Consider the following 15,174-nt stretch of genomic DNA (forward strand, 5'->3'; position numbering starts at 1 on the left):
ACGCTCATCATATGAAAAACCGATTCCGACGGTTGGAGATGCGAAATCAGCGGAACTGGAGAATATTCGCAACTGGATGCACCGATTTGGCGGCAACTCGCTGCCGTAATTCATGATTTGCGTCGTGGCGATCATCTTCCCCGTCGCTCATCGGACGCGTCGGTCAGCGGAACGCGCGCGCATCCGCCGTAGGATCGTCCTGGAGGGCGGCGATGAAGCTCCACGAATTCGGCCGAGACCCGTCGAGATCGGTGAAACCGTAGTGGGTGGCCAGACTGTGTGTGTCCTGCGTGGTGGTGTTGAACCGATGCCGGTCGGGGTCGCCGGCCAGGGCTACGACGGAGCGGCCGAGGAGGTGGGGAGTCTCGGAGATCGCGAAGTCGCGGGGCGGGACGCTCCGATTCTCGTTGAGCGAATCGCGCATCCAGTTGTCTTCGTCGGTGCCGAAGAGGTCGAGCATCATCTCCGATCGCAGCCAGCCGGGTGTGATGGCGACCGCGGTGGATCCGACCGCGTCGAGTTCATGTCCGAGGTCGAACGCCAGGCGGCTGACCCCGGTCTTCGTGAGGTCGAGGAAGATGTTCTCCCGATAGTGGCTGGCGTTGTAGGCCGCTGTGCCGTCGGTGATCTCGATGTGGAGACCGCCTGGGGTGCGACTGAGCAGCGGCAGCGCGGCATGAGCGGTGTACAGGTGCGTGAGCAGACCGGCCCGCACGATGCGCATCTCCGTCTCGCGATCGGTCTGCGAGAACGGGGTCCCCCAATCGACATAGGCCTCTCCCCCGATGTCGTTGACGAGGATGTCGAGGCGACCGTGTGCGTCCTCGATGCGGCGGACCACCTCGGCGATCTGGGTTGGTTCGAGGTGGTCGCAGATATGGGATCGCGCCTGACCGCCCTCGGCGGTGATGAGCCCGACGGTGCCTTCGATGGTCTCGGCTCGCCCGTAGTCGGAGGGGCTCCCGGCCGTCGACCGACCGGTGCAGTGGACGGAGGCGCCGGCGCGAGCGAGGTCGCGGGCGATGGCCCGGCCCGCGCCGCGGGTGGCCCCGGCGACGAGGGCGATGCGCCCGGTCAGGGCCTGATCGTCAAACGGAGCGAAGCGATCGGAGTGTGTGGTCTCTGCAATGTGATTGGTCATGGCTTCAGTCTGTGTGACCATCACTGACAGCCAGTGTCAGTGATGGTGATTAATCTTGGCACCATGAAATCAGCGCGGCTCGTCTCGGAGATCGTCCTGCTGGCTGCGCGCTCGCATCCGATCACTGCCGCGGATCTCGCCCGGCGTCTCGAGGTCACCGAGCGCACCGTGTACCGCGATGTGGCTGACCTCTCGCTCATGGGTGTGCCGGTTCTCACTCAGTCGGGTCCGGGCGGTGGGATCCGACTCCTCGGCGATTGGACCTCACCTGTGTCGGGACTGACTCGGGATGAAGTGGATTCGGTGCTCGTCGGCTCTCCTGCGGCAGGCGATCTCGGACTCTCCGGCGAATTCGCCTCGGCACGCGAGAAGATCCTCGCTGAGACCGCCTCGGCGTTCTCCCGACACATCCTCGTCGACGGACCCGACTGGTTCATGGCGCGGGAGGACCCGCACGCTCTCAGCGCGATCGCCGCGGCCCTGCGCACCACACGGGGTCTGCGCATCACCTATGAGCGCAGAGGTGAGACACGGTCGCGGACGCTCATTCCACTCGGTCTCATCATCAAGGCCGGGCGCTGGTACCTGGCGGCGCAGCCGCCAGGAGGCCGACCCCGAACCTATCGCGTCGCTCGCATCCGATCGGCAGAACCGCGGTATCTGCGGGTGGGTGCCCCGGCACGGTTCCGCCTTGATGAGTACTGGGAAGCTTCTCAGAAGGAATTCGACCGTTCGATGCGCACGATCGAGGTCCGGCTGCGGCTGCCCTCAGAACGCACCGATGATCTGCTGCGGGCCGTGCCCGGCAGAGTCACAGAAGCGGCACTGGCGCACGCCTCGGTGAGTGCAGGGATCGTCGAGGTGAACCTGCCCATGGAACCCGCCGAGGTGGCCGTGAGTCAGCTCATCACCGTTCCCGACCTCACCGTCGTCTCCCCGATGCATATCCGCCGCGGCCTGCACGATCGTGCGGTGGCCGCGGCGGAGAGCAATCGGTGATCAGTCAGAGGCTGAGGATCACTGGACTTCGTACTTGCCGTTGATCTGCCCGGCGCCGACTCCGCCGACTGCTTCCATGGCGGCCTTGGACAGGTCGAAGCAGCGGTTGCCGTGGTAGGGGCCGCGATCGTTGACGCGCACGGTCACCGACTTGCCGTTGGCGGTGTTCGTGATCTTCACCTTCGATCCGAAGGGCAGAGTCTTGTGCGCGGCGGTGAGCTTGTTCGTATCGAAGCTCTCGCCGTTGGCAGTCTTCCTGCCGTCGAATCCGTCGCCGCCGCCGTAGTAGGACATCGGACAGCTGCCGGACTCGCCGGCGGATTTCCCTGAGTTCGAGGGGCCGTCGTTCTCATCGGCTGATTCACCCGACGAGGACCCTCCGGATTCTCCGCCGGATGACTCCTCCGGGGTCTTCTCCGATGTCGGCTCGGGGCTCGGAGTCTCCGTCTTCGCCTCGATCGAGATCCCTTCCGGCTTCTCCTTGGCCTGCTTCTTCGCCTTGGCCAGGGCATCATCGGTGGCCGTGGTCGGTTCGACGGCGGAGACCGCAGGCGCCTCGGCAACGACCTCGCCGCTCGAGGCGGAATCATTGGGCACCATGGCCAGGCTCGAGGCTACGACAGCCGCGGTGGCAGCGGTCGGCACGATGAAGGCAGAGAGCACGGGACGGGTGCGCACGGCTGCGAGCACTCCCCCGGCGGTGTTCTGACCGGTCTGCGGCGAATGCCGACCGGACTTCTTCTTCGCGGTCAGTGCCGAGAAGATCGAACCGCTCCGCTTGGTACTCGGTGCTGAGTGTCTGCCCACAGGTGATGTTCCTCGTCGTCTGAGACTGTCTCGCAGACTCGGAATCGCGGGGAAGGCCTCGTCACAGCACTGCTGGGCAAGAAGGGACCGAGTCGACGGATCAAGTTATCGGATCGTTATCTCGAAGCATTCTAATTAAGGAACTGTTACAAAAGCAATGCGGCACACCGTTTCGGCGTGCCGCACAGTTGAGGGGCTGCTCACCGTCCTTCGGGTCAGCGTTCCTTCCGGGTGACGAGCTTGCGCACGTTGTCGGCTCCGGAGGTCACGGTCTCCTGCGCCTTGTCGAAGGCCCTTTCGACCTTGCCGCTGCGCACGGCATCGTCGATCGCGTGGGACACGGAACCGAGCGCCTTGTTCACGGTGGACTCCGCACTCTCGATGAGACGCTGCGACGAGGTCGCCTCGCGCACGTTCTTCACTCCGCTGCTGGCCGCACCGTAGGCACGACCGGCTGCGCGACGGACTCGCTCGGTCGGTGTCTTCGCGGTCGCGTCGATGACGTCGTCGGGTTCGATGGGTTCGCGGTGTGAGCTCATGTCTCCCATCCTTGACGACCCGGCCTGCCAGGTCAACACCCCGACTAGGATCGGACTATGAATTCCCAGCGGAAGGTCACTCCTGACCGAGAGATCATCGCCCACCGCGGAGGCCTGTGGCCGGGAATGAGCGAGAACACCCTCGAAGCCTTCCGCGCCGCCGCCGATACCGGAGTGCACTGGATGGAGACCGACGTCCACGCATCGGCCGACGGCGTCCTCTTCGCCGCGCACGATGCAGATCTCGAGCGCATCGCAGGACGACCGCACAGTATCCGAGAGCTGCCCGCCGCCGAACTCGACGACATCGAGCTCATCGCCGGGGGCCGTCTCCCCCGTCTCGAAGAACTCGTCGAGGAGCTGCCCGCCGTGGAGTGGAACATCGACGTCAAAGCTGAGCACAGCATCGGACCGATGATCCGGTTCGTCCACAACTTCTCAGTCGGAGAACGGATCCGACTCGCCTCGTTCGACTCCGGAACCCTGCGCCGCCTGCGCACGGCTCTGCCAGGAGTGCGCACCTCGACGGGCAGGACGGAGACGGCACTGTTCGCCCTCGGCGGGCTGCCTCTGCTGCCCGATCACGGACCGGCGTCGCTGCCGCCTGAGGTCGACGCCCTGCAGGTGCCCCCGAGGTTCAAAGGGATTCCGGTGGTCACCGCGGATTTCGTCGACCGCGCCCATGCCAGTGGTCTGCTCGTGCATGTGTGGACGATCAACGATGCGGATGCGATGGAGGCACTGTTCGCTCTCGGAGTCGACGCGGTCGTCACCGACGCTGTGCCGGCCGGTCTCGAGGTGCTGGCGCGGACGCCTCAAACCGGGGAATAGACGGACACGGTAGACTGTTGCACTGCGTCCAAGGTGTGCAGTCGAGTCGGAAGGTCTTAGATATGAGCGAACGCAGTCTCCGCGGAACACAGTTGGGCTCGCGCAGCCTCGAAACCGAAGAGGGCGTCGAGCCGGCACCCCGTCAGATGGTCGAGTTCGAATGCGAGGACGGAACCCGTTTCAAGGTGCCGTTCTCGATCGAGGCCGAGGTGCCCTCGACCTGGGACTCCGGCCTCCACGGCATCGGCGTCCGCGTCGGCGTCAACGAACCGGACGGCGAGCCGGTCAAGCATGTGCGCTCCCACTGGGACATGCTCCTCGAGCGTCGGTCCTTCGACGAACTCCAGGTGCTCCTCGATGAGCGCCTCGCGATCCGTCGCGGTGAGGTTCCGGCTCAGAGCTGAACCGTCCGGCCGCGAGCCACTCGCGCCGGAGGAACGTCAAAGGGGTGCAGGTCAACGACCTGCACCCCTTTGCTTATGCCTGCTCGTCGCCCGCTTGTGCTTGTTCGTCGCACACACACGACTCGAGCCGACTCTCCGGAAGCCCCGCGACCTCTCTTCGGAAGGTTCGCGACTCTCGCTCAAGCCGGAGCGCGTCTGTCGACCCGTGCGCCATTCGACAACCGCGCGCCGCCTTGATCGAGGAGCGCTCTTCTGTCGTTCAAGTCGGAGCGCATGTGTCGACCCGTGGACCTTTCGACTCCCGCGCGTGCCCTTGATCGAGGTGAGTGATCGAGGTGAGAGCCAGCGTCGCGCATGATCACGTGCCCACAGTCCTGTGCAGGCAGAAGGTTCTGCTCATGGGGCCTTCGAGCGGTCGAAGAGTCGGCGGAGTTGGTTGCGTCGGCGGGTCAGCCCCCAACCGGCGACCTTCGTGAACGCCTCGGAGATGATCGACCCACTCATCTTCGACTCACCGAGCTCGCGTTCGACGAAGACGATGGGCACCTCGGCGATGCGGAAACCCGCCTCGACCGTGCGGTAGGTCATGTCGATCTGGAAGCAGTAGCCCTGCGACTGCACGCCGGAGAGGTCGAGCGATTCGAGGACCGGGCGGGTATAGGCACGGAATCCTGCGGTCGCGTCCCGGACGCCGAGACCCATGACCGCGTTGACGTAGACGTTCGCGCCGCGAGAGAGGAAGAACCGCGACTTCGGCCAGTCGACGATCTCACCTCCGGGCACCCACCTCGATCCGATGACGAGGTCGGCCCGCCCCGAGCGGGCGACGTCGAGAAGCTGCCCGAGATCGAGGGCACGGTGGGACCCGTCGGCGTCGAACTCGCAGATGATCGCGTAGTCGCGCTCGAGAGCCCATTCGAAGCCGGCGATATAGGCCATGCCGAGACCGGACTTCTCACTCCGGTGGAGGACGTGGATGCGGGAATCGGTTCGGGCCCGCTCTTCGGCCCACTCCCCCGTACCGTCGGGTGACCCGTCATCGACGATGAGGACGTCGACCTCCGGCTGCGCTTCGAACAGACCGGACAGGGTCACGGGCAGGGCGAGACGTTCGTTGAATGTGGGGATGACGACGAGGACCTTGGAAAGCACGGACTCCACGATACGCGTTCGCCTGAGAAACAATGAGTCGACACCCCCGCCTTCGGACCACGCTGCCGAAGCAGTGAGTTATCTAATGACGGGAGTGCCGACTCCATCCCGCCTATGCGGAATGTTCACCACGAATCTAGTGGCCCACAGCGACTTTGCAAAATCGCTGTGACCAGCAACGATACCCGAAATCGCAGGTCAGCGGCGCGTGTTGTGCAGAAAGATTCTTTGCCTCTCGGCGTGTCGCCTGGACTCAGGCGGAAACCACGGATGCTCAGAGCGCGATGCGGGTGGGCAACGGCACATCCGGAGCCAGTTCCGGCAGGCCAGGGGTGCCCGATCGAGGGTCTGTGCTCCACGCTGCGACCCGCGGATCGGCGACCTGGACGACGAGCCTCTCGACCTTCCAGCGCACGATGTCCGCGGCAGCGCCCGGAACCAGCACTCCGCCCTCCGGATTGCTGGCAGCACGATGAGCGAAGCGGGTCGCGGCGTTGAAGGCGGCACGTGCACCGATGCCGTTCTCACCGACGACGGCCGAGCGCACGGTCGCCCACGGCGAGGACTGCGAATGGCAGAACGAGACCTGGGCGCCCGCAGCAAGCAGGTGAGAGAGCGGCTGCGGCAGCGCCGGGTCGAGCGTGATCGCGACTCCGCTGCGGCCGAGTGCCTCGACGTGTCCATCGTCGACGGAGAAGTCCAGCAGCAGCCGGTAGCCGTGTCGCTGCGCGTGAGCGGCGTCGGTGCGCAGGCTCTCCAGGACCTCGCCGAGGCGTTCGTTCGAGTCGACGAGGACGAACAGCTGCGTCTCCGGCAGGGTCTCGAGTGAGAGGAATTCCGCCGCCGCTGCCGATGCCCGCTGCTGGTCACCGTCACCCAGCCCCGGATAGTCGACGATCGACAGGCCCTCGGGCGCGTCCGCGGCGAATCGCGCGATCGCCTCGGCGGTGCCGAGTGCATGGACGTGTGTGTACCCCTGATCGTGCAGTTCCCGCGCCGTCGGCGAGTCCCCGTCGAGGACGAGACCGGCGTGGACGATTCCAGGAGTGAGGAAGTCCTCGGCGAGGTCGATCGCCTCGGGGTCGAGGGCCTTCGCCGCTTCGTCGGATCCGATGAACGAGACCTTTCCGTCCGTGTGTCCGAGCGCCGTCGCGAAGGGGTCGGCACTGCTGTATACGTCTCCACCAAAGTACATAGTCACAGCCGACAGGCTACACCGCTCCCCCTGTGTCAGATCCGTCGGGTATCGTCATCGATTGTGAAGCCATTGGTTCTGCTCGATACGCCCGCCCTGTACTACCGCGCCTTCTATTCGGTTCCGGACTCGATCGTCAACGACGACGGTCAGCCCGTCAACGCCGTCCGCGGAGTCGTCGACACGGTGGCGCAGATGATCCGCCGCTTCGATTCCGCACGGGTGGTGGCGACGATGGATGCCGACTGGCGCCCGGCCTTCCGCACCGCGATCATGCCCGAATACAAGGCCGCCCGCGTCAAGGACGAGGAGGCCGGCACCGAGATCCCGCCCGAGCTCGCCGGTCAGCTGCCGATTCTGGGCCGCGTGCTCACTGCCGCTGGAATCCCCATCGCCGAGGTGGCCGGGACGGAGGCCGATGACGTCATCGCCACGATGGCCGCCGAGTCCCGTACCCCCGTCGTCATCGTCTCCCCCGACCGTGATCTGCTCGCGCTGCTGGACTCCGACAGTGACGTCAGCGTTCTGCGCCCGCGCAAGGGGGGAGAATGGGAGGCGCTGTCCGAGGCCGACCTGCCGGTGGCCTACGGCGTGCCCGACGGCACCCGATACCGTGAGCTCGCGGCCCTGCGCGGCGACCCCTCGGACGGTCTGCCCGGTGCTCCGGGAATCGGTGAGAAGACGGCCGCAACGCTGCTGGAGAGCTTCGGCTCCCTCGACGCGATCATCAGAGCGGCGAAGTCCGGGGTCAAGACCGGGGGGCTGAGCCCGAAGCGTGCGGCCACCATCATCGAGGTCGAGGACACGCTGCACAAGACCCTCGAGGTCATGCGGTGCCTGACCGACGTCGATCACGGAATCGACCTCGAGACGATCCCGCACACCGCCGACTTCACCGCGCTCGAGGCGGCGGCCGCCGGACAGAACATCCGCCGCTCCGTCGACAATCTCACCTCAGCGCTGCAATCCGTTGACGGTTCCCGGTCCACCCCGTCCGCTGAGGCTGCACCGGGGCCCTCAGTCGTGTCGGCATCGACGCTGACCGGCGCGGCGGGCCCGCGGTCGTCAGGCGTCACCGACACCATCGGCGCAGTCAACGCCAAAGGTTCGTACGGCGCAGCCGATCCGTCCGGTGCGCGGCCGTGGATCCGTTCGCGCCTCGTCGGCTTCGACCTCGAGACGACCGGCGTCGAACCGGAGACCGCGCGCATCGTGACCGCCGCATTCGTCGATTCGGCCAGTGAGGTGCGAACCTGGCTGGCCGACCCCGGCATCGAGATCCCCGAGGCCGCCCGCGCCGTGCACGGAATCACGACCGAATATGCCCAGGCCAACGGGGCAGCAGCGGTCGACGTCATCACGGAGCTGTGTACGACCTTCTCCGCCCTCCGCGACGAGGATGCCGTCGTCGTCGGGCACAACGTCGTCTACGATCTGTCCGTCATGGCCGCCGAGGTGGCCCGCCACCGCCCCGACATCGACTTCCCGACCATCATCCCCACGATCATCGACACCTTCGTCGTCGACAAGCACATCGATCCCTACCGTCGGGGCAAGAGGACGCTGATCGAGACTGCGAAGACCTATCGGATCGAACTCCTCGATGCCCACGACGCCTCGGCCGACGCGCTGGCGGCGCTGGACATTTCCCGAGCGTTGGCAGAAAAGTCCACGGAAATCGCCGCACTCAGCAATGCCGAGATCATGGCCGCACAGGGCGATTGGAAGCGCTCACAGGCCGCAGGACTGCAGTCCTGGCTGCGGAAGAAGGGCAACGCCGACGCCGTCGTCGACGGTTCGTGGCCGATGTCCTGAGCGATAGACTCGACACCGACGAACATACGACGAAGGACGACAATGGGATTCTTTTCTCGCCTGCTCAATCGACCCGGCTCTCATGCGGAGAAGACGACGGGCTGGTTCGATCGCTCGGCCGACGATATCGCGACGGCCGGACGCGAGTTCGCCGAGCTCAGCGACGCCGAACTCACCGAGGCGGCCGGCGAGGTCTTCGCCTCGGGTTCGCAGCAGGAGACTCTCACCCGCTACTGCGCACTGGCGCGCGAAGCCGGTGAGCGCGCCCTCGACGAAAGCGCCTACGACACGCAGCTGCGCGGTCTCATCGGTCTGCTTCAGGGCAGTGTCGTGCAGATGGCCACCGGTGAGGGCAAGACGCTCGTCGGAGCGCTGGCCGCGGCCGGTTACGCCCTGCAGGGACGGCGCGTCCACGTCGTCAGCGTCAACGACTACCTCGCCGTGCGCGACCGCAACTGGATGAAGCCGCTGTTCGACCTCCTCGGTGTCCGGTCCGCCGCGATCTCGGGCACGCAGAAGGACGACGAACGACGCGAGGCGTACCAGGCGGAGGTCCTCTACGCCTCGGTGACGGAGGTCGGTTTCGACGTGCTCAGGGATCGGTTCATCACCGACGACGCGGACCTGCGGGTCCCCGAACGTGATGTCGTCATCGTCGACGAGGCAGATTCCGTACTCATCGACGAAGCCCGTGTGCCACTCGTCCTGGCAGGCTCGTCGAGCGTGCAGGACGCCGATGAGTCCATCGCGGCCCTCGTCTCGCGTCTGACTCCCGACACCGATTTCGAGGTCAGCGCCGACCGCAACGCCGTGGCCCTGACCGATGTCGGGGTCGACCGAGTCGAAGAGGAGCTGGGCGTCGAACTCTTCGGCGAGGACTCCGAGACCCTCGCTGCGGTGAATATCGCCCTCCACGCCCGAGCGCTGGTCAAACGCGATGTCGACTACCTCGTCGTCGACGGTCGGATCAAACTCATCTCCTCATCCCGCGGACGCGTGGCCGAACTCCAGCGATGGCCCGACGGGCTGCAGGCCGCCGTCGAGGCGAAGGAGAGCCTCGGGACCACCGACAGCGGTGAGATCCTCGACCAGATGACCGTCGAAGAGCTCATCCACGGCTATGCCACGGTGTGCGGTATGACCGGCACCGCCCTGGCCGTCGGTGATGACCTGCGCGAGTTCTACTCACTCGAGATCGTCCCGATCGACACTCACCTGCCCGTCATCCGCGTCGACGAATCCGACCGTCTCTACACGTACCAGGAGTCGAAGGAGCGGGCGATCGTCGAGGAGGTCGCGGAGAGCCACTCCCGCCGGCGCCCTGTGCTCATCGGCACGTCATCGGTGGCCGAGAGCGAATCACTGGCTGAGCGCCTGACCGAGCGCGGCATCGAAGTCGCAGTGCTCAACGCGAAGGACGATTCCCGCGAGGCCGAGATCATCGCCGCGGCGGGTGCCCCCGCAGCGGTCACCGTCTCGACGCAGATGGCCGGACGCGGCACCGACATCCGTCTGGCCGATGACGACGTCGCCGAGGCCGGCGGTCTGCTCGTCATCGGTGCCGGCCGGTACCCGTCGTCGCGTCTCGATGACCAGCTGCGCGGCCGTGCCGGCCGTCAGGGCGATCCCGGCACCTCCGTGTTCTTCACCAGCCTCGAAGACGAACTGCTCACGCGTGTGCCGGAGATCCAACGCTTCGTCACCGAAGGAGACGAGACCGGGCTCATCGACTCGAAACGTGCCCTCGGCCTCGTCGAACACGCCCAGCGCATCGCCGAAGGGCAGAACACCGCCCTCCACCGCGACACATGGCGCTTCAACGAACTCATGGCCAAACAGCGCGAACTCGTCCTCGAACGTCGCACCGAGATCCGCAAGGACGATGAACCGGTTGCGCAGCTGCGCAAGGAGATCGGCGACCGGGCCGATGAGATCGTCACCGAGACGTCGGAGGAGGTCCTCGACTCGGTGCTGCGCGAGGTCATGCTCTTCCACCTCGACGCGCGGTGGGTCGATCACCTCGCGTTCCTCAATGATCTGCGCGAGGGCATCCACTTGCGGACCTTCGCGCGGGAGAAGCCGCATGAGGCCTTCAACGCGGAGTCCATCCGCGTCTTCTCCTCCTTCTGGACCGATGTCATCGATGATGCGAAAGAGACTCTTGAGACGGCCAAGATCACCGCCGACGGCATCGACCTCGAGTCCCATGGTCTCAAACGCCCGTCCTCGACGTGGACGTATCTGACCACGGAGAACGCGTTCGGTTCCGATATCGAGAACATCGTCAAGAAGGTCAGGCGCTGATCACACTCGTGTACCGGCGTCGGCCGAGCCTCGCCGACGCCTGATCGGCTGACCGGGCAACGGCGACGACTTTTCAGGAGTCGGCGACGACTCCGCGGCGGATCGCATTGATCGTGCGACGGATCCGCACAGCCGTGTCACCGTCGACGACCTCGGAGATCTGACCGAGCAGATCGAGGCTCTGTTTGGCCCAGCGCACGAAGTCGCCGGCGGCGATGTCGCTGCCGCGCAGAGACTCCGACAGCGCTTTCCCCTCAGTCCACCGGAACATCGGCTTGACCAGGCCCCGGTCGGGTTCATCGGTCGTCGTCAGAGCGTGCTGTTCCTCGAGGTGGAAGAGGCGACGCCAGATGGTCTCCGCTTCGTCACAGACGGATTCGAGGTCCGCGCTCGGTGCCCGATGCGCGTGAAGGGTGTCCCGTCGCGACTGGAACACGAAGATCGAAGCGAAGGACGCGAGTTCCGGTTCGGTCAGCCCGTCCCACAGTCCCGCTCGGATCGTCAGCGCCACGAGCAGATCGCGTTCGCCGTAGATGCGGCGAAGCATCTCCGAATGGGCCGGATCGAAACCCAGTCCGCGCAGCACATCCTGAACGCGGTCGAAGACGAGCGCGATCGAGGTGGTGCGGCCTTCGATACGTCCGATGAGTCCCTCGTTCTCCCGAATGAGCTTGTCGGCCCGATTCGCCCACCGTGCATGCATCTCCCGATCCGGGCAGTCGTGGCACGGGTGGGCGCGCATCTGCGCCTGCAGCTCGGCCACGGTCGTCGACGCCGTCTGAGCCTGCCTGGTCGACTCCCAGTGCGCGTCCGGGTCGACACGCCCGTCGTGGACGGCCGATTCGAGGATCGAGAGCAGCTGCCGCCGGTCGCCGGCCTGCCGGTGGTTGAACTTCTTCGGTACGCGCACACGGCCCTGGGAGGCGACGGGCTCGGTCACCTCGTGCGGGCGCAGGTGCCACACCTTGCCCTGCTCGGTCAGCACAGTGGGCAGGCGCGAAGTGCCGTCCCGGCTGCTCATCGGGGCGATGATGACGGCTCGGCCGCCGACGCGTTTGGCCGGCATCGTCACCACATCGCCGACCTTGAGCGCGGTGAGCGACTCGACGATGTCGCGTTGCCGGTTGCGCGACTTCGTGCGCGTCTCCTGCTTCTGCGTGTCCGAGATCGCTCGGCGCAGTCCGGCGTATTCGGCGAAGTCGCCGAGTTCGCAGTGCATCGACTTCTCATAGGCCTCGATGGTCGCCTCGTTCTTGCGCACCTTCCGGGCGAGGCCGACGACGGCCTTGTCCGCCTGGAATTGGGCGAACGAGGTCTCGAGGACCTTCGCCGCTTCGGCAGAGCTCATCCGAGACAGCAGATTCGCCGTCATGTTGTAGGTCGGTCCGAAGGCGGAGTTCAGCGCATACGACCGGTTCGAGGCCAGGGCGGCCAGCTCGCTGACCTCGACACTCGGATGCCAGACGACGACGGCATGGCCGATCCGGTCGATGCCGCGGCGTCCGGCCCTTCCGGTCAGCTGGGTGTACTCCCCCGGGGTGATCGTCACATGGGCCTCGCCGTTGAACTTCACGAGCTTCTCGAGCACGACGGTGCGGGCGGGCATGTTGATGCCCAGGGCCAGGGTCTCGGTGGCGAAGACGACCTTGATGATCCCCTGCGAGAACAGCTCTTCGACGAGCTGTTTGAACTGGGGGATCATCCCGGCATGATGAGCCGCCACACCGAGCAGCAGGCCCTCACGGAACGTGTGATAACCGAGGATGCCGAGGTCCTCGTCGGCGAGTTCCTCCCGCAGCGACTCCAACGCCGCGTTGACGATCGTCTTCTCCTCGCGCGAATTGAGATCGACGCCGGTCGACAGGTACTGTTCGACGGCCTCATCGCAGCCGTTGCGGGAGAAGATGAACATGATCGCGGGAAGCATCGCCGCCTCGGCGAGGGAGGACACGACCTGAGTGCGGCTGGGACGGCGGAATCGGGCACGCGTGGCACGGGCCCGCCGCGACCGTGGTCCTCCGTGGGTGCGCGTGGCGTGGTTGAGGGCCGGATCGATCCGCTCGGAGTCCGTGTGGGTGAACAGATCGTACATGCGGTGGCCGACGAGCACGTGGTTGACCAGCGGCACCGGCCGGTGGCTGGTCGACACGATCGTCGTCGGGCCGCGCACCTCGCGCAGCCAGGCCCCGAATTCCTCGACATTGGACACTGTGGCCGACAGCGACACCATCTGCACCCGGTCGGGCAGGTGGATGATGACCTCTTCCCACACCGGGCCGCGGAACCGGTCGGCGAGGTAGTGGACCTCGTCGAGGACGACGAATCCGAGGTCGGACAGCCCTTCCACATCGTTGTAGAGCATGTTGCGCAGGACTTCGGTGGTCATCACGATGATCGGGGCATCGCGCCGGATCGAGGTGTCACCGGTGAGCAGACCGACGTTCTCCGGACCGTGGACCTCGGCGAGATCGTTGAACTTCTGGTTGCTCAGCGCCTTGATCGGGGTGGTGTAGAAGACCCGTTTGCCCTCCTCACGGGCCAACTCCACGGCGAATTCGGCGATGAGGGTCTTCCCGGCCCCGGTCGGCGCCGTGACGAGTACGTCCTCACCGTCCTGTAAGTGGCTGCAGGCTTCGAGCTGGAAGTCGTCGAGCTCGAACTCAGTGCGGTCCATGAACCGGCCCAGCGGCGTGCGCGCGAAATCGGCGCGTGCCTTGAAGTCGGCGTAGGCGGCGGAGGGACTCAGGGTCTCTTCCGCCGAGTTCGGGCTCTCTGGAATATCAGTCATTCTTCTCTTCGTCGATAGTCTCGTCCGGGTCGACCCACAGTCCCTGCTCGATCAGGCGCTTCTTCTTCCGGCGATCATTGAACAGGCAGATCACCCAGGCCAGGCAGAACAGCGTCATCATGGGGATGACGAGGAAGAACATCGACATCGCATCGGGAGTGGGAGTGGCGATCGCGGCGAACAGGAACACGAGCATGACGATGATGCGCCACGACTTCTTGATCCGCTCCGCGGACAGGATGCCGAGCATGTTCAGCCCCACCATGAGCACGGGCAGGACGAAAGCGAGGCCGAAGACGACGATGATGATCATCACGAAGCTCAGGTAGTCCTGAGCCGGGATGATGTTCGTTCCACCGGTCGGGGTGAACGAGGTCAGGGCCTTGACGGCGTTGGGCAGGGCGAAGAACGCCATCGTCGAACCGGCGAGGAACAGCGGAATCGCCGCCCCGAGGAAGCCGAGGGAATACAGCTTCTCCTTGCGCTTGAGACCCGGGACGATGAACGCCCAGATCTCATAGAGCCAGATCGGGCAGGAGAGGAAGAGTCCGATGAAGAACGAGAGTTTGATCTTCAGGTCGAATGGGGACGCCACACCCGCGAAGTTGATCTCGGCCATCCGTCCGCCGTCGTCGCGGATCGTGCGGATCGGCTCCTGGAGGATGTCGAGGACTCGGTCGTAGAGGAACCACCCGGCGACAGCACCGAGAGCGATGGCGATCGCAGCGATGATGACACGGTTGCGCAACTCGACGAGATGCCCGACGACGGGCATCTTCTTCTCAGGGTTCTTCTTCCGTGACCGTGACGGCTTCCGCTGACTGTTCTCTTTCACTTCTCGTGAGACTGTGGGTCCTGCTTCTCACGGCTCGCCTCATCAGTGCCGGTGCGGTCACCGGAGACACCTGAGGTTCCGGTCGACGAGGCGGAATCGCTCGAAGAGCTGCGCCCCAGTGTGCCCGGTTCGGTGGACTTCTGTGCATCGTCGTCGTCATCGCGGAGGTCTTTGACCTCGGATTTGAAGATCTTCATCGACTGTCCCAGGCTCCGGGCCAGCTGCGGCAGTTTGGGCGCACCGAAGATGATCACGATGATGAGGATCACGATCGCGATCTGCACGAAACTTGGTCTCATTGGGAGCTCCTTGGATTGTTGATGCTGGGGATGATTCTACGCTGTGCGGCTGAGCCTTTCATCCA

The 15,174-nt window shown here is 65.4% G+C and carries 13 protein-coding genes; 5 read left to right on the plus strand and 8 right to left on the minus strand.

What is annotated here, in order from left to right; genetic code table 11:
- Window positions 1-163: 163 nt before the first annotated feature.
- Entirely contained in the window at window positions 164-1,141 is a 978-nt protein-coding gene (locus tag GUY23_RS09415; RefSeq protein ID WP_166971734.1) for an SDR family oxidoreductase, read from the minus strand.
- A 63-nt stretch (window positions 1,142-1,204) separates the two neighbouring features.
- Between GUY23_RS09415 and GUY23_RS09420 the strand changes: the two genes are divergently transcribed.
- On the plus strand, window positions 1,205-2,140 hold the full coding sequence (locus GUY23_RS09420) for a helix-turn-helix transcriptional regulator (protein ID WP_166971736.1): 936 nt from the start codon (window positions 1,205-1,207) through the stop codon (window positions 2,138-2,140).
- Between the two features lie 18 nt (window positions 2,141-2,158).
- Here GUY23_RS09420 and GUY23_RS09425 read toward each other — a convergent pair whose 3' ends face one another.
- On the minus strand, window positions 2,159-2,947 hold the full coding sequence (locus tag GUY23_RS09425; RefSeq protein WP_166971737.1) for a septal ring lytic transglycosylase RlpA family protein: 789 nt from the start codon (window positions 2,945-2,947) through the stop codon (window positions 2,159-2,161).
- Between the two features lie 215 nt (window positions 2,948-3,162).
- Window positions 3,163-3,486, minus strand: a complete 324-nt coding sequence (locus tag GUY23_RS09430) for a hypothetical protein (RefSeq protein WP_166971739.1) — start codon at window positions 3,484-3,486, stop codon at window positions 3,163-3,165.
- A 57-nt stretch (window positions 3,487-3,543) separates the two neighbouring features.
- Between GUY23_RS09430 and GUY23_RS09435 the strand changes: the two genes are divergently transcribed.
- Together GUY23_RS09435 and GUY23_RS09440 are read left to right on the plus strand one after the other, a co-directional pair.
- Window positions 3,544-4,317 carry a glycerophosphodiester phosphodiesterase family protein gene (locus tag GUY23_RS09435; RefSeq protein ID WP_166971741.1) on the plus strand — a complete coding sequence of 258 codons (774 nt, stop codon included), beginning with the start codon at window positions 3,544-3,546 and terminating at the stop codon, window positions 4,315-4,317.
- Between the two features lie 62 nt (window positions 4,318-4,379).
- Window positions 4,380-4,721: an RNA polymerase-binding protein RbpA gene (locus GUY23_RS09440; protein ID WP_135808267.1), complete on the plus strand. Its 342-nt coding sequence runs from the start codon at window positions 4,380-4,382 to the stop codon at window positions 4,719-4,721.
- 396 nt (window positions 4,722-5,117) lie between these two features.
- Here the strand turns inward: GUY23_RS09440 and GUY23_RS09445 are convergent, their stop codons facing one another.
- Together GUY23_RS09445 and GUY23_RS09450 are read right to left on the minus strand one after the other, a co-directional pair.
- Window positions 5,118-5,873, minus strand: a complete 756-nt coding sequence (locus tag GUY23_RS09445; RefSeq protein ID WP_208085302.1) for a polyprenol monophosphomannose synthase — start codon at window positions 5,871-5,873, stop codon at window positions 5,118-5,120.
- Between the two features lie 274 nt (window positions 5,874-6,147).
- Window positions 6,148-7,068 carry an amidohydrolase family protein gene (locus GUY23_RS09450; RefSeq protein WP_166975902.1) on the minus strand — a complete coding sequence of 307 codons (921 nt, stop codon included), beginning with the start codon at window positions 7,066-7,068 and terminating at the stop codon, window positions 6,148-6,150.
- A gap of 63 nt (window positions 7,069-7,131) precedes the next feature.
- Between GUY23_RS09450 and GUY23_RS09455 the strand changes: the two genes are divergently transcribed.
- Both GUY23_RS09455 and secA2 read left to right on the plus strand, forming a co-directional pair.
- Entirely contained in the window at window positions 7,132-8,883 is a 1,752-nt protein-coding gene (locus GUY23_RS09455; RefSeq protein WP_228282177.1) for a 5'-3' exonuclease H3TH domain-containing protein, read from the plus strand.
- 42 nt (window positions 8,884-8,925) lie between these two features.
- Window positions 8,926-11,187 carry an accessory Sec system translocase SecA2 gene (gene secA2, locus GUY23_RS09460; RefSeq protein ID WP_166971743.1) on the plus strand — a complete coding sequence of 754 codons (2,262 nt, stop codon included), beginning with the start codon at window positions 8,926-8,928 and terminating at the stop codon, window positions 11,185-11,187.
- 73 nt (window positions 11,188-11,260) lie between these two features.
- Here the strand turns inward: secA2 and GUY23_RS09465 are convergent, their stop codons facing one another.
- From GUY23_RS09465 to tatA, 3 genes are read right to left on the minus strand one after another with little or no spacing between them, the layout of a single operon-like run.
- Window positions 11,261-13,975 (minus strand): DEAD/DEAH box helicase, encoded by a 2,715-nt coding sequence (locus tag GUY23_RS09465; protein ID WP_166971745.1) that lies wholly within the window; start codon window positions 13,973-13,975, stop codon window positions 11,261-11,263.
- A complete protein-coding gene (gene tatC, locus GUY23_RS09470) occupies window positions 13,968-14,810 on the minus strand; it encodes a twin-arginine translocase subunit TatC (protein ID WP_323127116.1) in 843 nt (280 codons plus the stop codon). Before tatC ends, GUY23_RS09465 begins: the two co-directional genes overlap by 8 nt.
- Window positions 14,807-15,109 (minus strand): twin-arginine translocase TatA/TatE family subunit, encoded by a 303-nt coding sequence (tatA, locus tag GUY23_RS09475; protein ID WP_166971747.1) that lies wholly within the window; start codon window positions 15,107-15,109, stop codon window positions 14,807-14,809. Before tatA ends, tatC begins: the two co-directional genes overlap by 4 nt.
- Window positions 15,110-15,174 lie beyond the last annotated feature (65 nt).

The sequence above is a fragment of the Brevibacterium atlanticum genome (assembly GCF_011617245.1).
Classification (GTDB): Bacteria; Actinomycetota; Actinomycetes; order Actinomycetales; family Brevibacteriaceae; genus Brevibacterium; species Brevibacterium atlanticum.

Excerpts from the sequence above, each read along its gene's own strand:
- GUY23_RS09415 (WP_166971734.1), bottom strand. The coding sequence starts at position 1,141 with ATGACCAATCACATTGCAGAGACCACACACTCCGATCGCTTCGCTCCG.
- GUY23_RS09420 (WP_166971736.1), top strand. The coding sequence starts at position 1,205 with ATGAAATCAGCGCGGCTCGTCTCGGAGATCGTCCTGCTGGCTGCGCGC.
- GUY23_RS09430 (WP_166971739.1), bottom strand. The coding sequence starts at position 3,486 with ATGAGCTCACACCGCGAACCCATCGAACCCGACGACGTCATCGACGCG.
- GUY23_RS09435 (WP_166971741.1), top strand. The coding sequence starts at position 3,544 with ATGAATTCCCAGCGGAAGGTCACTCCTGACCGAGAGATCATCGCCCAC.
- GUY23_RS09440 (WP_135808267.1), top strand. The coding sequence starts at position 4,380 with ATGAGCGAACGCAGTCTCCGCGGAACACAGTTGGGCTCGCGCAGCCTC.
- GUY23_RS09450 (WP_166975902.1), bottom strand. The coding sequence starts at position 7,068 with ATGTACTTTGGTGGAGACGTATACAGCAGTGCCGACCCCTTCGCGACG.
- secA2 (WP_166971743.1), top strand. The coding sequence starts at position 8,926 with ATGGGATTCTTTTCTCGCCTGCTCAATCGACCCGGCTCTCATGCGGAG.
- GUY23_RS09465 (WP_166971745.1), bottom strand. The coding sequence starts at position 13,975 with ATGACTGATATTCCAGAGAGCCCGAACTCGGCGGAAGAGACCCTGAGT.
- tatA (WP_166971747.1), bottom strand. The coding sequence starts at position 15,109 with ATGAGACCAAGTTTCGTGCAGATCGCGATCGTGATCCTCATCATCGTG.